17 protein-coding genes are annotated in these 21,177 nt (G+C 68.8%); 9 read left to right on the top strand and 8 right to left on the bottom strand.

The features are described from left to right. Positions 1 to 126: 126 nt before the first annotated feature. A complete protein-coding gene (locus tag CSC71_RS14035) occupies positions 127 to 969 on the bottom strand; it encodes a glycoside hydrolase family 16 protein (RefSeq protein WP_162375003.1) in 843 nt (280 codons plus the stop codon). A gap of 173 nt (positions 970 to 1,142) precedes the next feature. Then, complete coding sequence (locus CSC71_RS14030; protein WP_162375002.1) at positions 1,143 to 2,741, bottom strand: phytoene desaturase family protein; 1,599 nt, start codon at positions 2,739 to 2,741, stop codon at positions 1,143 to 1,145. A gap of 158 nt (positions 2,742 to 2,899) precedes the next feature. Here CSC71_RS14030 and CSC71_RS14025 point away from each other — a divergent pair, with 158 nt between their 5' ends. After that, complete coding sequence (locus tag CSC71_RS14025; RefSeq protein WP_162375001.1) at positions 2,900 to 4,633, top strand: CHASE2 domain-containing protein; 1,734 nt, start codon at positions 2,900 to 2,902, stop codon at positions 4,631 to 4,633. A 71-nt stretch (positions 4,634 to 4,704) separates the two neighbouring features. Here the strand turns inward: CSC71_RS14025 and CSC71_RS14020 are convergent, their stop codons facing one another. Continuing rightward, positions 4,705 to 6,033: a PQQ-dependent sugar dehydrogenase gene (locus CSC71_RS14020; protein ID WP_162375000.1), complete on the bottom strand. Its 1,329-nt coding sequence runs from the start codon at positions 6,031 to 6,033 to the stop codon at positions 4,705 to 4,707. A gap of 13 nt (positions 6,034 to 6,046) precedes the next feature. Beyond that, positions 6,047 to 7,420 (bottom strand): MBL fold metallo-hydrolase RNA specificity domain-containing protein, encoded by a 1,374-nt coding sequence (locus tag CSC71_RS14015; RefSeq protein ID WP_162374999.1) that lies wholly within the window; start codon positions 7,418 to 7,420, stop codon positions 6,047 to 6,049. 157 nt (positions 7,421 to 7,577) lie between these two features. Between CSC71_RS14015 and CSC71_RS14010 the strand changes: the two genes are divergently transcribed. The 6 genes from CSC71_RS14010 to CSC71_RS13985 all read left to right on the top strand — a co-directional run bounded on the left by CSC71_RS14010 (position 7,578) and on the right by CSC71_RS13985 (position 16,999). Next, positions 7,578 to 8,915: a M16 family metallopeptidase gene (locus CSC71_RS14010; protein ID WP_211368047.1), complete on the top strand. Its 1,338-nt coding sequence runs from the start codon at positions 7,578 to 7,580 to the stop codon at positions 8,913 to 8,915. Continuing rightward, positions 8,912 to 10,324 (top strand): M16 family metallopeptidase, encoded by a 1,413-nt coding sequence (locus CSC71_RS14005; protein WP_162374997.1) that lies wholly within the window; start codon positions 8,912 to 8,914, stop codon positions 10,322 to 10,324. Before CSC71_RS14010 ends, CSC71_RS14005 begins: the two co-directional genes overlap by 4 nt. Before the next feature lie 92 nt (positions 10,325 to 10,416). Then, positions 10,417 to 11,454, top strand: a complete 1,038-nt coding sequence (locus tag CSC71_RS14000; RefSeq protein WP_246192234.1) for a DUF4344 domain-containing metallopeptidase — start codon at positions 10,417 to 10,419, stop codon at positions 11,452 to 11,454. A gap of 232 nt (positions 11,455 to 11,686) precedes the next feature. Further along, positions 11,687 to 13,753 carry a M13 family metallopeptidase gene (locus tag CSC71_RS13995; protein WP_162375010.1) on the top strand — a complete coding sequence of 689 codons (2,067 nt, stop codon included), beginning with the start codon at positions 11,687 to 11,689 and terminating at the stop codon, positions 13,751 to 13,753. 231 nt (positions 13,754 to 13,984) lie between these two features. After that, positions 13,985 to 14,851, top strand: a complete 867-nt coding sequence (locus tag CSC71_RS13990) for a hypothetical protein (protein WP_162374996.1) — start codon at positions 13,985 to 13,987, stop codon at positions 14,849 to 14,851. A gap of 129 nt (positions 14,852 to 14,980) precedes the next feature. After that, on the top strand, positions 14,981 to 16,999 hold the full coding sequence (locus CSC71_RS13985) for a M13 family metallopeptidase (RefSeq protein WP_162374995.1): 2,019 nt from the start codon (positions 14,981 to 14,983) through the stop codon (positions 16,997 to 16,999). 46 nt (positions 17,000 to 17,045) lie between these two features. Here CSC71_RS13985 and CSC71_RS13980 read toward each other — a convergent pair whose 3' ends face one another. Then, positions 17,046 to 17,684 (bottom strand): rhomboid family intramembrane serine protease, encoded by a 639-nt coding sequence (locus CSC71_RS13980; protein WP_162374994.1) that lies wholly within the window; start codon positions 17,682 to 17,684, stop codon positions 17,046 to 17,048. Positions 17,685 to 17,721: 37 nt separating this feature from the next. Between CSC71_RS13980 and CSC71_RS13975 the strand changes: the two genes are divergently transcribed. After that, a complete protein-coding gene (locus CSC71_RS13975) occupies positions 17,722 to 18,330 on the top strand; it encodes a 2OG-Fe(II) oxygenase (RefSeq protein WP_162374993.1) in 609 nt (202 codons plus the stop codon). Position 18,331: 1 nt separating this feature from the next. Here the strand turns inward: CSC71_RS13975 and CSC71_RS13970 are convergent, their stop codons facing one another. Then, positions 18,332 to 18,670: an MGMT family protein gene (locus tag CSC71_RS13970; protein ID WP_162374992.1), complete on the bottom strand. Its 339-nt coding sequence runs from the start codon at positions 18,668 to 18,670 to the stop codon at positions 18,332 to 18,334. 47 nt (positions 18,671 to 18,717) lie between these two features. Here CSC71_RS13970 and CSC71_RS13965 point away from each other — a divergent pair, with 47 nt between their 5' ends. Next, positions 18,718 to 19,128 (top strand): hypothetical protein, encoded by a 411-nt coding sequence (locus CSC71_RS13965; RefSeq protein ID WP_162374991.1) that lies wholly within the window; start codon positions 18,718 to 18,720, stop codon positions 19,126 to 19,128. A gap of 85 nt (positions 19,129 to 19,213) precedes the next feature. Here CSC71_RS13965 and CSC71_RS13960 read toward each other — a convergent pair whose 3' ends face one another. Continuing rightward, entirely contained in the window at positions 19,214 to 20,335 is a 1,122-nt protein-coding gene (locus CSC71_RS13960) for an inorganic phosphate transporter (RefSeq protein ID WP_162374990.1), read from the bottom strand. Positions 20,336 to 20,345: 10 nt separating this feature from the next. After that, the gene (locus CSC71_RS13955) at positions 20,346 to 20,972 is read right to left on the bottom strand and encodes a DUF47 domain-containing protein (protein WP_162374989.1); all 627 of its coding nucleotides are present in this window, start codon (positions 20,970 to 20,972) and stop codon (positions 20,346 to 20,348) included. Between the last annotated feature and the right edge of the window lie 205 nt (positions 20,973 to 21,177).

Raw genomic sequence — 21,177 nt, 5'->3', positions numbered from 1 at the left:
CCTCGGAATGGCCCGCCCGCTGCGGACCTTCATCACTGCGACGAACCGGCATGGCCGGAATCGACAGCCCGCCGTGCGGATGTTGCGATTGGCGGGTTGCAGGCAACCGGATGTCGCCCGGGATGCTCAGTCGGGCTTGGCGTAGACGCGCACGTAGTCCACGTACATGCGTTGCGGGAAGCGGCTGCCCGAGTCCGGCGCACGCGGCCAGTTGCCGCCGACGGCGACGTTCAACAGCAACCAGAACGGCTTGTCGAACACCCAGGGACCGTGCGTTTCCACCTGTTTGCGGCTGACCTGATGGAACTGGCGGCCATCGACCGACCAGCGGATGCCTTCCGCATCCCATTCCACCGCGTAGACGTGGTAACCGGCGTCCGCCGGTTCGCCGAGGTCGTGCGTGCCGAGGAATGGCGTCTCCCCGGAATAGCCGGGGCCATGCAGCGCGCCATGGGTCAGGTTCGGCTCGCGACCGATGTGTTCCATGATGTCGATCTCGCCGCCTTGCGGCCAACCGACTTGCTCGATGCCGTTGCCCATCATCCAGAACGCCGGCCAGATGCCCTGGGTCTGCGGCAGGCGGATGCGCGCCTCGACCCGGCCGTAGCGGAACGACCGCTTGCCGCGCGTGATCATCCGCGCCGAGGTATGCGAGCAGCGACCGTACCAGCACTTGTACTTGCCGGGGTTGTCGCGCCGCGCCTCGATCACCAGCACCTTGCTGTCCGCGAGCGGATCGAACCGGATGAAGGCATTGTCTCCATCGGTGTAGTACTGCAGTTCTTCGTTGCCCCAGCCATCGCCGCCGGTTTCGAAACTCCAGTTGTCCGGATCGATGCGATCGAATTCGTCGGCCCAGACCGGTTGCGCGGCCGATCGAGGTGCGTCGCGATCCTGCGTCCCAGCCTTCGCCGGTGCGGCGATGAACGCGGTGCTTGTCGCCAGCAAGGAGAAAATCAGGGCACGCATAGTTTTCTGCCTTGAATCCATACCGAAAGTTGGAAACCGTTCGTGTTGAGCGTAGCGGGGCAAAGCCCTGCGAAGTCGAAACATCTGCATTTCAATGACACGAGGCCCTTCGACTCCGCGCCTTCGGCGCTACGCTCAGGACGAACGGAATTCTGAGATTGGCTCTTGCCATATCAAAGATCCGCGATGACGGCCTGCGCCGCATTGTGCCCCGGCGCGCCGGTGACGCCGCCGCCGGGATGCGTGCCGGAACCGCACAGGTACAGGCCGGGAATCGCGCCGCGGTAATCGGCCTGGCCCAGCATCGGCCGCGCGCTGAACAGCTGGTTCAGCGACAGCGCGCCATGGAAGATGTCGCCGCCGACCAGGCCGAAGTCGCGCTCGAGGTCGAGCGGGCTCTTGATCTGCCGGCCCAGCACCGACGCGGCGAAGCCCGGCGCCCAGCGATCCACCGTGGCGATCATCAGGTCGGCGACTTCCTCGCGATGTTCGTCCCACGACCTGCCGTCCGGCAACGTCGGCGCGACCTGCTGGCAGAACAGGCTGGCGACGTGCCGGCCCGGCGGCGCCAGCGAATCGTCGAGCGTCGACGGGATCAGCATCTCGACGATCGGCTCGCGCGACCAGCCGAAGTCCATCGCATCGCGCCATGCGCGGTCCATGTACGCCAGCGACGGGGCGAGGATGATGCCCGCGGTGAGATGGTCGCCCTCGCCCGGCAGCGCGGAGAAGTCCGGCAGTCGCGACAGCGCCACGTTCATGCGGAAGGTGCCGGAGCCCACGCGCCAGTTGCGCATCCGCTCGCGCGTGGGCGCGGGCACGTCCTGCGACGGCAGCAGGCGTTCGTACAGCAGCTTCGGGCCGACATTGGCGACCACGCAGCACGCATGCAGGGTTTCGCCGGCCTCGGTGACCACGCCGACGGCCTTTCCGTTCTCGACGAGGATCTCGCGCACGCCGGCACCGGTGCGGATTTCGGCGCCGGCCTCGCGCGCGGCCCCGGCCATCGCCTGGGTGATCGCGCCCATGCCGCCGATCGCGTGCCCCCATGCGCCCTTGACCCCGTTCACTTCGCCGAACACGTGGTGCAGCAGCACGTAGGCGCTGCCCGGCGCGTAGGGGCTGGCGTAGTTGCCGACCACGCCGTCGAAGCCGAACAGCGCCTTGATCGGCTCGCTCTCGAACCAGCGATCGAGGTATTCGGCGGCGGAGATCGCGAACAGGTCGAGCAGTTCCTGGCGCAGCGTTTCGTCCAGCTGCAGCAGGCGCTTGCCGACCTTCGCCCCGCGCAGCAGCTCCGGCAACGCCTTCCACCAACCGCCCTCGGCGATGTTCGGCGGCGGTTGCAGGACCAGCGCGCGCAGCACGTCGGCGATCGCGTCGATGCGCCGTTCGTACTCGGGCAGTTTCTCCGCGTCGCGGCGCGAGAACTTCGCCACTTCCTCCTGCGTCCTGCCGCCGCCGGTCAGCAGGTAGCGGCCGTCCGGCAACGGCAGGAAGTTGTTGCGCCTGCGCTGCACGATCCGCAGGCCGTGGCGGTGCAGGTCGAGGTCGGCGATGACCTTGGGCTGCAGCAGCGAGACCGTGTACGAAGCGACCGAATTGCGGAAGCCGGGGTGGAACTCCTCGGTCACCGCCGCGCCGCCGACCACGCCGCGGCGCTCGAGCACCACGGTCTTCAGGCCGGCCCTGGCCAGGTACGCGGCGCAGACCAGTCCGTTGTGGCCGCCGCCGACGAGGATGGCATCGTACTTGCGTTCGTTGCTGGCCATGGCCTCCAGGTTCGAAGGCGGCGGGGAAGCCGGGGGCGGTTCCCGCCGTGCCCGGGAAACCGCTTCACTATAACAAGCCATATAATCGGCCCGGCATCGTCGAGGGGGGAGCCACGCATGCACGGCAATACGCACGCCGGACCCGCGGAAACACGCGAATGCGCCTTGCGGACGGCCCGTCGCGCCGCCAGGGCGCCGAAGAGCGCGTGAACTCTTCGCGGCGGACATTGCGGCAACGGATCAAGGCGCGTGCGCTGACCGCGCTCGGCGGCGCCGCGCTGGTGGCGGCGCTGATCCTGTCCGGGGCGACCGCGCGCGTGGACGCGTGGCTGTTCGACGCGCTGTCGCGGCCGACCGCGCCCGCCGCGGATCCGCGCATCGTGGTCGTGGCCATCGACCAGCCCAGCCTGGCCGAACTGGGCCAGTGGCCATGGTCGCGGCGGGTGCACGCGAAGCTGATCGACCGCCTGACCGCAATCGGCACGCGCGGCATCGCACTGGACGTGCTGCTGACCGAATCGGCCTTGTACGACCCGGAAGGCGACGCCCTGCTGGCGCGCGCGCTGGGCCGCAACGGCCGCACCGTGCTGCCGGTGTTCGTCGAAGCCTCCGCGGCCGGCGGCCCGGCGGTCGAACTGGCGCCGATCCCCGAATTCGCCGCTTCCGCCGCCCGGCTGGGCCACGCCGACCACGCGCCCGATCGCGACGGCGTCAGCCGCGGCATGTACCTGCATGCCGGCCTGGGTGTGCCGCGCTGGCCGTCGCTGGCGCTGGCGCTGCGCGATCCGCGCGGCGGCAACCTGCCCGACCTGCAGGACTTCGACGCGCGCGAGGATGCACCGCGGCGCTGGACCCGCGACGGCTACCTGCTGCTGCCGTTCGCGCGCCCCGCGGACGGTTTCCACCGCGTCTCCTACGCCGACGTGCTCGCCGGGCGCGTGGCGGACGAGGACTTGCGCGATCGCTGGATCCTCGTCGGCATCGACGCCGCCGGCATGGGCGATACGGTCGCCGTCCCCGGGCGCGGCGACGGGCTGGCGGAGATCTACTACCAGGCCAATGCGCTCAATGCGCTGGTCAACGACGCCACGATCGCGCCGATGCGGCTGGCCGCGCGCATCGCGCTGTCGGCGCTGCTGGTCGCGCTGCCGCTGCTGTTGCTCGGCCTGCCCGGGCTGGAACGGCTGTGGCGGCCGCTGGCGATCGCCGCAGCCGCGACGCTGCTGCTTTCGCTGGCGCTGCTGGCGCTGGCGGGAACCTGGTTCCCGCCGCTTCCCGCGCTGCTGGTGCTGGCGCTGGGCCTGGCGCTGTGGCGGCACAGGCACCGCAAGGAAGCCCGCCTGCTCGCGCAGACCGACACGCTGACCGGGCTGGCCAACCGCGCGCTGTTCGACGCCGCGCTGGGACGCGAGTTGCACGCCACCCGGCTCAACGGCCTGCCGCTGTCGATGCTGCTGATCGACATCGACCGCTTCCACCAATTCATCTCGACCCATGGCGACGCGGCCAGGGACGTTGCGTTGCGCGTGCTGGGCGCCGCGCTGCGCAACCGCGCGCGGCGCCCGCGCGACCTGATCGCGCGGATCGGCTTCGACGAATTCGCGGTGCTGTTGCCGGAAACCTCGGCGGACGCCGCCGCGGCCATCGCCACCACCCTGCACGTCGACCTGGCCGGACTGCCGGGCAAGCGCGAAACCGGGCTGCCGGAGGACGCGCGGCTGACCGTCAGCATCGGCATCCACACCATCGTGCAGGGCGACGCGCACGACGCCGCGGAGGCGATGAACCGCGTCGAAGCCGCGCTGTACCAGGCCAAGCAGCTGGGCCGCAACCGCAGCTTCGCCTACAACGGGAACACCACCGGCGAAGAGGAAAGGAACGCGGCGATCTGACGCGCGGGCGCCATGCCCGGCCGCGGCGGCATCCGCTGCCCGCGAACCTCCGAGGATCCGGAACGCGGCGCTTACGGCCGATCCGCCGCAATGCGGATGACCATGCCGGCGCGGTCGTCGGTGGCCCAGATCGCGCCGTCGCGCGCCACCGCAAGGCCCACCGGCGAGCCTTGCCGGCGCACGCCCGCAAGCCTGCCCCACCCCGGCGTCAGCACGAACGCATTCGCCGACGGCGACGCGGCGTAGCGCCGTGGCTTGCCGCCGTACACCGGATAGCGCGCGTTCCCCTCCGCCACCGGCACGCCGTCGTCGTCGGTGGCGAACGCCACGATCCGCCCGCCCGTCGAACGGAAGCCGTGCCAGCTCATCAGCAACCGTCCCCGCAGCTGCGGGAACATGCCGCCGTCGTACCACAGCATGTCCAGCGGCGCGGCGTGCGGCGGCAACAGCAGCGCGGGCGGGGTATGCGCCGGCGAATCGCAGGCCATCGCCTTTGCATCCTTCCATCCCGGCGTCGCCGCGGCAACGTCGGCGCAATAGGGCCAACCGTAATGGCGACCTTCGCGGACCAGGTTGATCTCGTCGAACGGCGACCAGCGCGCGGCGAAGTCGTAGCTGTTCTCGCCCTGCAACACGGTGCCGGAACGGTGCACCGCGAGCGCCACGGAGTTCCTCAACCCGCTGGCGTAGACCGTGTATTCGCGGCGCCATCCGCCGTTTCCGTCCGGCGCGTAGCGGCGAAGGCCGGCGGCCCGTTCGCCTTCCGCGCTTTCGGGACAGGTCCCGGCAAGGGGCTTGCCCTCGCCATCCAGGCACTGGTCGGAGGGCGCGCCGACGTTGACCAGCAACGCGCCGTCCGGCAGGAACACGAATTTCGACAACGGGTGCCGGTTGTCGTGCAGGCGGTTGTCGGGCAGGTCCGCGACCACCGTCTCGACCGTCTCCGCCGGCGCCGCGGCATGCGGGTCGAAACGGAAGATGCGGCTCATCTCGCCGACGTAGACCTTGCCGTCCGCGCCCAGCGCCAGCGCGTGCGGCAGGTTCAGGTCGCCGAGCAGCCGGACGAGCGTGGCCGGGCTGCCGGGCCGGGCCTGCAGCCGACACAGCGCGCCGCGCTGCGTGCCCCAGCCGCCGAGGTCGGCGACCAGCCAGGTGTCCTCGTCCAGTTGCAGCAACGAACGCGGCAATCGCAATCGCCGCGCCTTGCCCGGGGCCGCGGGGCCGAGCACCAGGCCGGCGCAGAAGCCCTCCGCCATGCCGATCCGCAGGCGCGGGTAGCCGTCGCAGGTGGCGTCCGCCGCCTGCCCGGCGGCGAAAGCCGGCACCGGCGCGGCGCCCGCCGCCGACGCGGCCAGCGCGACGATGGCGCATCGTGCGAAACGCGGCAGGATCCTCCGCATCGTCGCCAACGCCCTACGCCTCCAGCACCATCCCCGGCCGCGACAGCGTCACCTCGATGCCGTAGCGCTCGCCGATTTCGCCGGCCAGCGCCTCGCGCGCCTTGTCCTCGCCGTGCACCAGCGCCAGCGGCGGATGCTTTTCGAAGCCCGCGTACCAGTCCAGCAGGCCGCGCTGGTCGGCGTGCGCGGACAGGCCGCCGATGGTGTGCACCTGTGCGTTCACGCGGTAGTCGCGGCCGTGGATGCGCACCCACTTCGCGCCGTCGACCAGGCGCCGGCCCAGCGTGCCCGCCGCCTGGTAGCCGACGAAGACCACGTGCGCGTTGCGCCGCTCCAGGTTGTACTTCAGGTGGTGCTGGATGCGCCCGCCGTTGGCCATGCCCGAGCCGGCGATGACGATCGCGCCGCCGTCGATGTTGTTGATCGCCATCGACTGCTGCGTGCTTTCGGTGATGTGCAGGTTCGGCAGCCTGAACGGGTTCGGCCGCTCCTTCCACACCGCCTGCGCGTCCGCGTCGAAGATGTGCTCATGGCGGTCGTACACCTCGACCACCTTGGCCGCCATCGGGCTGTCCAGGAAGATGCGCCAGCGCGCCAGGCCCCATTCGTCCCAGAACTTGGCGAACCAGTACAGCAGCTCCTGGCTGCGGCCCATCGCGAACGCGGGGATCAGCACGTTGCCGCGGTCGCGCCAGGCCTCGTCGAGGATGCCGCCGAGCTCGTGCACGGTCTCGTCGCGCTCGCGGTGGTTGCGGTCGCCGTAGGTCGATTCCATCAGCACCAGGTCGGCTTCGGCGATCCGCGCGGGGTCGCGCAGGATCGGCGTGCCCTTCTGCCCCAGGTCGCCGGAGAACACCAGCTTCCTGCCGTCCGCCCACAGCTCGACGATGGCCGAGCCAAGGATGTGCCCGGCGTCGCGGAAGCGGACCTCCACGCCGGGAAGGATCCGGGTCTTCGCGTCGTATTCCAGCGGCCGCAGGCTGCGCGTCACCGCCGGCACGTCGTCGCGGGTGTACAGCGGCTGCACTTCCGCCTCGCCGCGCTTGCGGTCGCGGTTGGCGCGCTCGGCATCGGACTCGGCCAGCGAGGCCGAATCCAGCAGCATCACCGGCATCAGTTCGGCGGTGGCGGACTGCGCGAAGATCGGCCCGCGGAAGCCGCGCTTGACCAGCAGCGGGATGCGGCCGATGTGGTCGATGTGCGCGTGGCTGACCACCAGCGCATCGATTTCGCCGGGGTCGAACGGGAACGGGTCGTGGTTGTGCGCCTCGATCTCGCGGCCGCCCTGCATCATCCCGCAGTCGAGCAGGATGCGCCTGCCCGCCGCATGCACCAGGTGCATCGAGCCGGTGACCTCGCCGGCGGCGCCGTGGAATTCGACCTGCATGTCCTGCCTCCTTCCTGGATTCGCGCCAAGCGTACCCGCTCCCGCCGCAACCCGGGGCAACGACCTTCGGCACGTGCCGCGGCGACGGCGTTTGGATAGAGTTGCGCATCCGCCAGCCAGGAGCCACCCGATGCGTTCGCCAAGGATGCCATCCCTCATGATCGCGCTCGCCGCCGCGCTCGCCGTGTCCGGCGCCGCGCGGGCCGCCACCGCCGTGCCCGGCGCCGACGCCATCGCCAGCCGGACGCTGACCAACGGCCTGAAGATCGTGGTCTGGCCCGACCACGACATCCCCAGCGCCAACTACTACACCTTCTACAAGGTCGGCAGCCGCAACGAACGCCCCGGCATCACCGGGCTGGCGCACTTCTTCGAACACATGATGTTCAATGGCACGACCCGGCGCGAGCCGGGCGAGTTCGACCGCGAGATGGAGGCCGCCGGCGGCAGCAACAACGCCAGCACCAGCAACGACCTGACCGTCTACACCGACTGGTTCCCGTCGTCGGCGCTGGAAACCATCTTCGACCTGGAAAGCGACCGCATGGCCCACCTCGCCTTCGTGCCGAAGGTGGTCGAGAGCGAGCGCGGCGTGGTCTACAGCGAGCGCCGCCTGCGCGTGGACAACGACAACTTCGGCACGCTGATGGAGCAGGTGCAGGCCGCGGCGTTCACCGCGCACCCGTACACCTTCCCCACCATCGGCTGGCCCAGCGACATCGAGAACTGGAAGCAGGAGGACCTGCAGCAGTTCTTCAAGACCTATTACGCGCCGAACAACGCGGTGCTGGTGGTCGCCGGCGACGTCGAGCCGCAGCAGGTGTTCGCGCTGGCCGACAAGTACCTGGCGCCGCTGGCCAAGCAGCCGGCGCCGACCCCGGTGACCACGGTCGAGCCGGAGCAGCAGGGCGAGCGCCGCGTCGTGGTCGAGAAGGCCGATGCGCAGTCGGCGCTGATCGCCTACGCCTTCCACACCGGCATGGGCGAGGCCGACGCGGACATCCCGGCGCTGGAGCTGCTGACCAGCATCCTGTCGCAGGGCGATTCGTCGCGCCTGCACCAGCGCCTGGTCGAGCGCGAACAGGCCGCGGTCGACACCGGCGCGTTCCTCGACGCCGGCTTCGATCCCGGCCTGCTGTGGATCTACGCCGCGTTGCCGCCGGGCGGCGACCTGGCCAGGGTCGAGAAGCTGCTCGACGACGAACTGGCGCGCGTGGCCGACCAGGGCGTCGGCGCCGCCGAACTGGAGAAGGCGCGCAACTTCAAGCTGGCTTCGTTCTGGCGCGGCCTGGCGACGATCAACGGCAAGGCGCGCGCGCTCGGCGAATACGAAGTCTTCCACGGCGACTACCGCAAGCTGTTCGACGCCCCGGCGGCCTATGCCGCGGTGACGCCGGCGCAGGTACAGGCGCTGGCGAAGAAGATCCTGCGCGTGCAGAACCGCACCACCGGATTGCTGAAACCCGTCGCCGCCAGCAAGGAGGCCGCACGATGAGCCGCGTCAATTCCGTCCGTTCCATCCTCGCCGCCGGCTGCGTCGCGCTGGCCGCCGCGTTCGGCGCCAATGCCGCCGAAATCCGCCTGCCCGACTACACCACGCTGACCCTCGACAACGGCGCGACCGTGCTGCTGATGCCGCGCCACGACGTGCCGATGGTCGCCGCGTCGCTGGCGGTGCGCGGCGGCGCGCTGGCCGATGCGCCCGGCAAGGAAGGTACCGCCGCGCTGCTCGGCGAACTGCTGTCGAAGGGCGCCGGCGAGCGCGATGCGCTGGCCTTCGCCGAAACCGTCGACGGCGCCGGCGGCAGCCTGCACTTCGGCAGTTCGCCCGAAGCGCTGACCGCGAGCGCGCAGTTCCTGGCGAAGGACACCGGGCTGATGCTGTCGCTGCTCGGCGACGCACTGCTGCGGCCGAAGCTCGATCCGGCCGAATTCGCCAAGCTGCGCCAGCGCGCCATCGACGCGATCGCCGCGGCCAAGGATTCCGACCCCAGCGGCCTGCTCGGCAAATACGCCGGCGCCTGGCTGTTCCGCGGCCATCCCTACGGGCGTCCGTCCGACGGCGACGAGACCAGCCTGGCCGCGATCAAGCTGGCCGACCTGCAGGCGTTCCGCACCCAGCAAATGGGCGGCGACCGGCTGATCCTGGCCATCGCCGGAGATTTCGATCCCGCCGCGGTCGCCGGGCAGGTGAAGGAGATTTTCGGCGGCTGGGCGAAGGCGGGCGGCGCGTTGCCGCAGGCCGATGCGAAGCCGCGCGAGTCCGGCCGCCGCGTGCTGCTGGTCGACAAGCCCGGCGCCACCCAGACCTACTTCTCGCTGGCCAACGTCGGCGTGGCCCACGGCGACCCCGCCGAAGCCGCGCAGGACCTGGTGCAGACCGCGTTCGGCGGGCGCTTCACCTCGATGATCAACACCGAACTGCGGATCAAGTCCGGCCTGAGCTACGGCGCGCGCGCCACGCTGCAGCGGCCGCGCCGGCCCGGTGCCGCCGCGATCACCAGCTTCACCAAGACCGAATCGACCCAAGCCGCGATCGACCTGGCGCTGGCCACGCTGGACCGCCTGCACAAGGACGGCCTCGACGCAGCCACGCTGGCCTCGGCGAAGAACTACATCGCCGGCCAGTTCACCCCGGAACTGGAGACCTCGCCGCAACTGGCCGCCAAGCTGGTCGAGCTGGCCCTGTACGGCGACGACCGCGATGCGGTCGACGGCTACCTCGGCCGGATCGCCGCCGCCACGCCGCAGCAGGTCGCCGCCGCGCGCGACGCCTTCCCGGCCAACGCCGACCTGGTGATCACCGCGATCGGCGACGCGGCGAAGATCCGCGAAACGCTGAAGCGCTACGGCCCGCTGACCGAGATGAAGATCGGCGACCCGCGCTTCGCGCCCGTGCCCTGAGGCCGCCGGGCCGTGGCAGCGTATTCCGCCACGGCCCGCATCCCGTTACGATCCGACCCGTGTGGTGCGTGGCCGAGGCCGCCGGGGAACGCATGAAGCAACGAATCCGGAATTTCCTGCTGACCCTGGCCTTCGGGCTGGTCGTCGGCGCCTTCGGCTACTCGCAGCTCACCGCGCGGCAGCACGCGCGCGACCTCGCCGCGGCGCGCGCGGAGGGCCGCGCCGCGGCCGAGAAGGCGCTGGCCGACGAAATGGCCGCGCTCAAGCCGGTCGTGCTGAAGCCCGTCGCCAGCGAGCGCCCCAAGGCCGACGGCACCCGTTTCGCCTACGAATACGTCAAGCCGAAGACGCCGGAGCTGGAGCCGTTCTACGCGCTCGCGAGCAAGGAGGACATGCTGCGCCAGCTGCCGGAGATCAAGGCCATCGACGGGCTGCTGGTATTGCCCAAGCCGATCAAGTTCGTCGCCGCCGAGTGCCGCGAACCCGACGCCTTCTACTCGCCCGAACGCGGCGAGGTGGTGATGTGCTACGAAACCATGAAGGTGCTGCTGGAGCGCGGCGAAGAACTGACCAGGGAGCACGGCCTGGACGAGGACCACGCGCGCAGGTACCTGGTCGCCAACGTGCGCTTCATCGTGCTGCACGAAACCGGGCATGCGCTGATCGACCTGCTCGACATCCCGGTCACCGGCCGCGAGGAAGACGCCGTCGACCAGCTCGCCACCACGCTGATGCTGCGCTTCGCCGGCAAGGACGAATCCTCGGGCGCGGTCGCCGAGAACCTGCGCATGGCGTCCAACTGGTTCCTGGTGCGCAGCACCGGCGCCTACAACCTCGACGCCTATGCCGACGAGCACGCGCTGGGCGAGCAGCGCTACTTCAACCTGCAATGCCTGCTCTACGGCAGCGACCCGGTGCGCTACGTCGGCCTGGTCGCCGACGGCACGCTGCCCGAGGCGCGCGCGAAGATGTGCCCGGCCGAGGCGCATCGGGTCAGCAAGGCGTGGCTGCGCCTGCTGCTGCCGCACGTGGCGCCGAAGTACGAGATGACCGAGGAAAAGGCCAACCAGGCGTTCGAGCGCCGCCAACGCGAGCGCAACCGCGATGCCGAAGTGCCTTATGTGAGATAAGGCGAGGAGCGGGCGCCGGCGGCGGGCATGACCGGCCCTTCCCGGCGCCTTTCACGCGTTTCCCCCGTTCCGCTTCACCGATTCCTAACTCCCGGCCATGACCTTCCGCACCCGTCCGCGGGGGCGGGACCGTGTAAAGTCGCGCGACCGCCCGCCCCTGCTGGGGCGGGTTCCCTTCTTCCATCGCCCAGCCGGGCCGGAGTCCATGACCGTGCGCAATACCCCGAAGATCCTGTTCCTGTCGCTTGCCGTGGCCGCCGCGCTGGCCGCGTGCAAGAAGTCCGATGAAGCCGCCGCTCCGGCCGCCGACGGCCCGAAGGCGCTGACCCTGGACGAATCCAAGCTGCCGCCGTTCAACCAGTTCAAGGCCTCCGACCTCGACACCAGCAAGAACGCCTGTACCGACTTCACCGGTTACGCCAACAGCAAGTTCCTCGCCGCCAACCCGGTGCCGGGCGACCGCACCAGCTGGGGCGCGTTCGAGATGCTCGACGAGCGCAGCAACGCGGTGCAGCGCCAGCTGGCCGAGCAGGCCGCCGCCGACGCGGATGCGACCGGCGTCGAGAAGATCGTCGGCGACCTGTGGGCGACCGGCATGGACGAAGCCAAGATCGAGGCGCAGGGCATCGAGCCGCTCAAGGCCGAACTGACCGCGATCGACGCGCTGGCCGACAAGGACGCGATCGCCGAGTACCTGCGCACCAGCGCGGCCAAGGGCCAGAACGACCTGTTCGGCTTCGGCGCCGAGGCCGACTTCAAGAATTCGTCGATGAACATGGCCTACGCCTCGCAGGGCGGCCTGGGCCTGCCCGACCCCGAGTACTACACCAAGGCCGAGAACAAGGAGAAGCTGGAGGCCTACCGCGAGCACGTCGCCAAGGTGCTGGAACTGTCCGGCGTGGCCGCGGCCGACGCCGCGAAGCAGGCCGACGACGTGGTCGCGTTCGAGACCCGCCTGGCCAAGGTGTCCAAGACCAGCGAGGAGCTCTCGCGCGACGTCTCGCTGTACTACAACCCGGTCACCCTGGCCGACGCCGACAAGCTGACCCCGAACTTCTCGTGGACGAAGTTCTTCGATTCGCAGGGCGTGGCCGCGCCGGAGAAGTTCTCGCTGGCCATCCCCGCCTTCCACGAGGAAGTCAGCAAGATGCTCGGCGACACCGACCCGGCGGCGTGGCGCGCCTACCTGCGCTTCCACACCGTCGACGGCGCCTCGCCGTACCTGAGCAGCGCCTTCGTCAACGAGCACTTCGACTTCTACTCCAAGACCATGCGCGGGCAGAAGGAGATCAAGCCGCGCTGGAAGCGCGTGCTGGCCACGATCAACGGCCAGGCCGGCGAGGCGCTGGGCCAGCTGTACGTCAAGGTCGCGTTCCCGCCCGAATCCAAGGCCAAGATGGAAACGCTGGTGGGCAACCTGTCCACCGCGCTGAAGGCGCGCATCGAGAAGCTGGACTGGATGGGCGACGAGACCAAGAAGAAGGCGCTGGAGAAGTGGGCCGCGTTCACGCCGAAGATCGGCTACCCGGACAAGTGGCGCGACTGGGCCGGCCTGGCCACCGCCCGCGACAGCTACATCGGCAACGTGCTGGCCGCCAACGAGTTCAACTACAAGTGGAACCTCGGCAAGATCGGCAAGCCGGTCGACAAGACCGAGTGGGGCATGCCGCCGCAGATGGTCAACGCCTACTACAACCCGCTGCAGAACGAGATCGTGTTCCCGGCGGCGATCCTGCAGCCGCCGTTCTTCGACCCGAACGCGCCGGAGGAAATGAACTACGGCGGCATCGGCGCGGTGATCGGCCACGAGATGACCCACGGCTACGACGACCAGGGCTCGCGCTTCGGGCCGAGCGGCAACTTCGAGAACTGGTGGAGCGAGGCCGACGCCAAGGGCTTCGCCGAGCGCACCGGCAAGCTGGTCGCGCAGTTCGACGGCTACACCACCGACGCCGGCGGCAAGGTCAACGGCAAGCTGACCCTGGGCGAGAACATCGCCGACCTCGGCGGCCTGGCCACGGCCTACGACGCGATGAAGACGGCCACCGCCGGCAAGCCCGACGACAATGGCGACGGCCTGACCCGCGACCAGCGCTTCTTCCTCAACTGGGCCACGGTGTGGCGCCGCAACTTCACCCCGGAGGAACTGGTGGTGCGGCTGAAGACCGACCCGCACGCGCCGGCCAACTTCCGCGCGATCGGCGCGCCGTCCAACCTGCCGGCGTTCGCCGCCGCGTTCTCGTGCAAGGCCGGCGACCCGATGCTGCGCGACGGCGACAAGCAGGTGGTGATCTGGTAAGCGAACGATTCCTCGTCGTCCGCATGAAGGCCCGGAGCGATCCGGGCCTTCGTTTTTCCGAGTCCGGGGTCGTGGCTCTGACACCACTTTTTCTCTGACACCGTCTTTCCGTTTCGTTTTTCGCGGCGCCATCTGACCAGAACTGAGTCAAACGATCACGAGCTGATTCTTGACTTGGGTGCGTGTATGTGCTAGAGAAAAATTGATAGTGATCGTGAGCAGGACTATGTCATGAATCGTATATCGCGCGCATTCATGTTCGTATTGTTGATAGGTGCTGCCGCTTTTTCTTCTTCGGAGAGCGAAGCTCAATATTGTTCACAATGTATTCCTCCTCGGATTCCCGTTCTGCCCCCAATATGTCAATCTGGCGTTCTTATTGGCCATACAACTTGTGTAGTGCAATACGATATTTGCTATGTGGGCTCCGAATGCGGAGTGGCATTCGCAAATCTGGGTGATTGTGGGGTGAATACGCTAGAACACATTTATGCAGATGAAAATCCGATGCGGCTTCTTTGTGCTGCGCCTTGGAACAATCGGGTGGCCGAGATTGAAAATGTGAGTGCCCAGGTAGTGCATGCGGAGCGCGTTGGCATCGAAGACGGCAATATCGAAGAAGGCGCTCCAGCAGAAATTAGTCGGGAAGAATTGGAGCAAATTGAGGTTCTAAGAGACATTACTCATCGTGACGTGCAAAACGGCCGCGTGCCAGAGGAAATTGCGCAATATATAAAACTCATGCAGTCCGAGCGCCGCGATAATGAGTGGGCCAATTACATGGAAGAACAGATTGCAAGGGAGGTGACTGCGCTTCCTTTGCAAGGGCTTGGCTTGTCGCAGCCGAATGTTCGCTGTGCAACGAATGTATGCGAAATCGCCATCGTTCAGTCATTGGGCGTTGCTCAGGATTCCGAGTCCAACTGGCAAGCTATATTTCTCGGTGCCAGAAAGATAAGCGCGCTTGGGTCGAGTGTTGTCGATAGCGCAATGGTGATGCGTGTAATTGATGCGGAGAAGATGGCCTTCTTGACGTGGGTGCTTGTTGATAGAGGCATGGCAAAAAAAGCAAGTGTCAAGTCTGTCCAGACGATATAGGTTTGTCGACGGCGACTTAAAGGACGAAGGCCCGGCTCATCCGGGCCTTCGTCGTTCAGGTGCCCGGCTCACGGGTACGTACAGGTTGGCTTGCTAGTATCCGCACCGATCGGAACAAAGGAGCCCCCGATGCCGCACCTGCACGATGCTGCCCGCAAACCCGCCCTGTTGGCCCTGGCCCTGCTCGCCGCCCTGTCCGCCACCGACGCCGGCGCCGCCACCAAGAAGAAAAAGGCCAGGGCGCCCGCGACCAGCGCCCAATGCAGCGACTTCTACGGCTACGCCAACGCCGACTGGCTGAAGGCGAACCCGGCGCCGTCCGGGATCGGCGCGGTCACCGCGCTCGGCCAGCTGCGCGAGCTGAGCCTGGTCCAGCAGCGCCAGTTGCTCGATCTGTCGATGCAGGCGCCGGCCAACGACGTGCAGAAGCGGCTCGGCGACTTCTGGGCCAGCGGCCTCGACGAGGCCGCGGTCGAAGCCGACGGCGCGAAACCCATTGCGCCGCTGCTGGACCGGATCAACGCGATCAGGAAGAGCAAGGACGTGCCGGCGGCGGTCGCCGCCCTGCACCAGCTCGGCATCCCGGTGCTGTTCAACTTCAGCGCCGACGTCGACCTGCAGGACCTCGAACGCCACATCGGCTATTTCATGCAGGGCGGCACCGGCCTGTCCGACCCGGCGTTCTACACGCGCACCGACGCGGAGACGCGCGCGCTGCTCGACCGCTACCGCGGCTACGTCAAGCAGATCCTCGCCCTGACCGGTACCCGGCAGGACCGGCTGGACGCCGAGGCGGCGATGGTGATCGACCTGGAGACGCGCATCGCCCGGCAAGCGCAGGCGCTGCAGGTCCTCAACGATCCGTTCGCCAACTACGCGCCGGTGGAAGTCGCGAGCCTGGCGAAGACCTACAGGAACCTGCAGCTCGATGCCTTCCTGAAGGTGCAGGGGGTCCGCGACGACCGCGTGTCGCTGTCGAACCCGACGCTGTTCGCGGCACTGGATTCGATGGTCGCGACGCTCAAGCCCGACCAGTGGAAGGCCTACCTGCGCTGGCGCATCGGCGACGCGATGGCGCCGTACCTGGCCAGGTCGTTCCGCGACGCCGAATTCGATTTCCGCGGCCGCACGCTGCGCGGCGACGCCGCGCCGGCCGAGCGCTGGCAGCAGGTGCTGGACGCCATCACCACCGCGGCCGGACCGATGCTGGGCAAGGAATACGCCGGGCGCTACCTGCCGTCGGCGAACCGCACGCGGGCCGCGGACATCGCCGCGCAGGTGCGCGATGCGCTCGAACGCGGCCTGCAGGGCAATGCATGGATGAGCGCGGAAGCCAAGGCCGAGGCGAAGGCCAAGCTGTCGGCGCTGAAGATCGAGATCGGCACGCCCAAGCGCGACCTCGACTACAGCGTGCAGCCGATGGGCCGCGGCAGCTTCGGCAGCAACGTGCTGATCGCATCGACGTGGCGCCACCGCGAGGAAATGAAACGGATCGGCAAGGGCAACGCCGACCGCCGCTGGAACGTGCTGCCGCAGCAGCCGGCACTGGCTTACGACCTGGCGCAGAACCGCCTGATCGTCACCGCCGCGGTGCTGCAACCGCCGGTGTTCGACGCCGGCAAGGGCGACGCCGCGCTGTACGGTTCGTTCGGCGCGCTGGTCGGCCGCGAACTCGGCCGCGGTTTCGACCGCAAGGGCCGCATGGTCGATGCCAGGGGCACGCTGCGCGACTGGTGGACGCCGGCCGACCTCGCCGCATGGGACGACATCGGCAACCGCGTGGCCGCGCAATACAACGCCTATCCGTTCCCCGGCGCCGGCGCCAAGGTGGACGGCCTCGCGACCAGGGACGAGAACGTCGCCGACCTCGGCGGCGTGGAACTGGCCTGGGATGCGTTCACCCACGCCCGGCTCGCGCCGGATGCGGCCGCCAAACAGGATTTCTTCCGCGCCTGGTCGCGGTTGTGGGCGCAGCACTTGTCGCCGGCCGAGGCGACGCTGCGCGCCGCCGCCGACATCTATGCGCCGGGCAAATGGCGCAGCGACGGCCCGCTGGCCAACCTGCCCGCCTTCGCCGCCACGTTCTCGTGCAAGGCCGGGCAGCCGATGCAGCTGGAGGAAACCGAGCAGGTGAAGGTCTGGCGCTGAGCGCGAACCGTTTCCGCGGGAGCGGGCGCTGCCCGCTCCTGCAGGATCAACGCACGATCCGCGGCCCCGGTGGCCGGCGCCTGCCGAACGGCGGCTGCCCGCGCCAGTAGCGGATCAGCAGCCAGCCGAACAGCATGCCGCCCAGGTGGGCGAAGTGCGCCACGCCCGGCTGCAGTCCGCCGAATCCCAGGAACAGTTCGAGCGCACCGTACAGTACGACGAAGGTGCGCGCCTTCATCGGGATCGGCGGAAACAGCAGCATGATCCGGTTGTTCGGGAACAACATGCCGTAGGCCAGCAGCAGGCCGAACACGCCGCCGGACGCGCCCACGGTCGGATAGGCTTCGCCGCCCTGCGCCATGGCCCATGCGCCGACGACGAGCTGCAGCAGGCCCGCGCCGATCACGCAGACCAGGTAGTAGGTCAGGAAGCGTTTCTCGCCCCAGGTGTATTCCAGCGGCGAGCCGAACATGTACAGCGCGAGCATGTTGAACAGCAGGTGCGGGACGCTGCCGTGCATGAAGCCGTAGGTCAGCAGTTGCCACGGCAGGAATCCGGGGTCGCCGCCTAGTGGCCACAGCATGAAATTCACCAGCAACGGATCGCCCAGCATCAGCTGCAGCAGGAACACCAGTCCGTTGGCGATCAACAGGGCCTGGGTGACGGGGGGGATTCTGGCAATCATCGGCAATCTCGCGTGGAACGCCGCTTATCATAACGGCATGACCGAATTGCCCACCGTCGCCGGACTGAATGCCGGCCTGCTGGCGCAGGCGCTGGCCGACACCGGCGCCTGCCACGTCGGCGGTTTCCCCGCCGATCCCGCCGCGCTGCGCGACGACCTGCTGCGCCTGCGCGAAGCCGGGCTGCTGCGCGAGGCCGCGGTCGGCCATGGCGGCGGCCGGGCGCTGCGCCAGGACATCCGCGGCGACGCCACGCTGTGGCTGGACGACGCGGCAACCGGCACGGCCGCGCACGACTTCCTGGCGCAACTCGACGCACTGCGCGGCGAACTGAATCGCGAGCTGTTCCTCGGCCTGGCCGAAGTCGAGGCGCACTACGCCTGCTACCCGCCCGGCGCGTTCTACCGGCGGCATCGCGACCGCTTCCGCGACAGCGATGCGCGGCTCGTGACCGTAGTGAGCTACCTCAACGAGGACTGGAGCGAAGGCGACGGCGGCGGACTGCGCCTGTACCTGCCCGGCGGGGAAATCGACGTGCCGCCGCTGGGCGGCACCAGCGTGGTCTTCCTCAGCGAACTCGAGCACGAAGTGCTGCCGGCGATGCGGCAGCGCCTGAGCATCGCCGCGTGGATGCGGCGACGCGCCTGAGTCACTTGCCGTCGAAACCCCAGACCTGCTCGTCGAGCGTCGCCACCGCCTTCCGGCCCTGCACCCTGCCCTTCACCACGCGCACGCCTTCGGCGCGCAGGCGCTGCGCCTGCTCGCGGTAGCCGCGCGAGCCCTCCGGAAAGGCGATGCGGCCATCGGAACGCAGCACGCGATGCCACGGCAGGTCGGGATCGGCGTTCTCGCTGAGCACGCGCGCGGCCAAGCGCGCCCGCCCGGGCAGGCCGGCGCGGCGCGCGACTTCGCCATAGCCGGCCACCTGCCCGCGCGGGATCGCGCGCACCGCGGCCAGGATGCGTTCGGCGGAAGATTTCCCGTCCATCCGCGGTAGGATACCCGCAAGGAAGCAACACACAGCGGGGTCGCGCCATGCAGAACTTCGAACAGGTCCGCAGCCACCTGTGCAAATCCGGCTACAAGGTCGGCCTGCAGGAACCGTACGTCGCCTGCGTCGAGCTGTCGCTCGGCGGCGGCAACCGGCACCAATCGATCTTCCTTTCCGAACTGGGCAACGACGACGGCCGCGGCTACCTGCGGGTGAGCACGGTGATCGCGCCGATCACCGGCATCGACGCGCGCCGCGCGCTGGCATTCAACTGGGAAAGCAGCGTCGGCTACCTGGCCGTCGGCGAGCTCGATGGCGTGCCCTACCTGCAACTGTGCGAGAACCGCCCCTACGAGGGCCTGACCGCGGCGGAAGTCGACCGCCTCGTGCTGGAGATCGGCGGCCTGGGCGACCGCATGGAACGCGCGCTGTCGGCCGAAGGCGACCTGCTGTAACGGCCGCGGGAACGCCATTCCCGGCGCGGGCCCTTGATCCTGCCGTCGCGGAGCGGGGCCGGCCCCGCCCCCCACGCGCGCGCGATCAGGTCCAGCCCAGCGCCGAAAACGCCTTCCACAACAGGTAGGCGACGCCGCCCGAAGCGGGAATGGTCAGTATCCACGCCCAGACGATGCGCTCGACCACGCCCAGCTTCAGCGCCTTCGGGTTCTTCGCGTAGCCCACGCCCATGATCGCGGTGGAGATGCTGTGCGTGGTCGATACCGGCATGCCGAAGTGCGAGGCCGCGACCAGGATCGTGGCCGACGCGGTTTCCGCGGCGAAGCCGTCGATCGGGTGCAGCTTGACCATCTTGTGGCCGAGGGTCTTGATGATGCGCCAGCCGCCGGACGCGGTGCCGGCCGCCATCACGATGGCGCAGGTCAGCACGATCCACAGCGCGATTTCCTTGTCGTCGCCGCTGGGGTGGAGGAACGACAGCCAACCCGGCAGGTCGGCGAGCGCGCCGGACTGCTCCGCGCCGAACAGCGCCAGGGCGATGATGCCCATGGTCTTCTGCGCGTCCTGGCGGCCGTGCGCATAGCCCATGTAGGCGGCGGAAACGAACTGGGCCTTGCCGAAGAAGGCGTTGACCCAGCGCGGACGCGCCACCCGCGCCAGCGGCCCGCCCGCCCGCATCAGCGACCAGATCACGAAATACAGCAGGACGATGATCGCCACGCCGAGGACGAAACCCGCCAGCGGCGAGGTCACCATCGGCACGAACACCTTCCACAGCAGGCCCTTGTTGCTGGTCCAGCCGGCGTCGCCGGCCTTCGACCAGACCAGCGCGGCGAAATCGTTGTGCGCGGCGGCCAGCGCGGCGCCGCACAGGCTGCCGATCAGCGCGTGCGACGACGACGACGGCAGGCCGCGCCACCAGGTGATCAGGTTCCAGACGATCGCGCCGAGCAGCGCGCACAGGATCACCTGCGAACTGGCGTCGACCACGTCGGTGTTGACGATGCCCTTGGCGATCGTCGCCGCCACCGCGGTGCCGGTCAGCGCGCCGAGCAGGTTCATGCCCGCCGCCAGCAGCACCGCGTGGCCGGGCGACAGCACCTTGGTCGCGACCACGGTGGCGATGGAGTTGGCGGTGTCGTGGAAGCCGTTGATGAACTCGAACACGAGTGCGGCGAGGATCACCACGATGACCAGGGTCAGCATCGGGCGATCCTCAGCTGTTCTTGAGCACGATCTGGTAGATCACAACGCCGGCCTCGCGGCAGCGGTCGATCGCCTTCTCCAAGATCTCGAAGAACTCCTTCAGCAGGAACATCTGCAGGTTGTCGAGCCGGCCCGAGTAGATGTCGCGGTACAGCTCCAGCATCAGCCGGTCGGCCTCGTTCTCGATGCTGCGCAGCTTCTCGTTGAGCGCGGTCATCTTGTCGAGGTTCATCTTCGGCAGTTCGTGGACCATGTCCTTCACCACCCCGGCGGCCTGCTCCAGCATCGCCGCGCGCGGGGCGAAGTCGATGTGCGCCAGGTGCTCGGTGGCCAGCGAGTAGCGGTCGGCGAACTTCTCGATCTGCTTGGGGATCTTGTACAGCGCCGAGCCCAGGGCCTCGATGTCCTCGCGCTCGAACGGGGTGATGAAGCTGTCGACCAGCGCCTGGCCGATCTTGTCGGCGGTGGCGCGCTCGCGCAGCCGCGCCAGCTTGAAGCTGTCCAGCGCCGGCTGGCGGTCGGCGGCCTTCATCATCACGTGCAGTGCCTTGGCGCTTTCGTGGGCGGCGTCGGCGGCCTCGTCGAGCAGGGCGTAGAACTGCTGGCCGGAGCCGAAGATGGTCTGCAGGGAAAACATGCGGGTGTCCTGTCCCGCCGTCGCGGGAGGGACGGCAATCGGGGCGGAATTATGACGGGTTCGTGACCGGAAGTGGCGTTCCGCCGCCCGCGCCGGCCGCCCAAGGCATTGATTCGGCGGGGATCCGCCCCATCCAAGCGGTTCCGGAAACCGGTTTGCTAGACTCTGCGGCGCGCCTCGCGGCGCAACCTATGGACGACGACCC

Source organism: Pseudoxanthomonas sangjuensis (assembly GCF_010211755.1).
Lineage (GTDB): Bacteria > Pseudomonadota > Gammaproteobacteria > Xanthomonadales > Xanthomonadaceae > Pseudoxanthomonas_A > Pseudoxanthomonas_A sangjuensis.
This window is presented reverse-complemented; position numbering and strand designations above follow the sequence as displayed.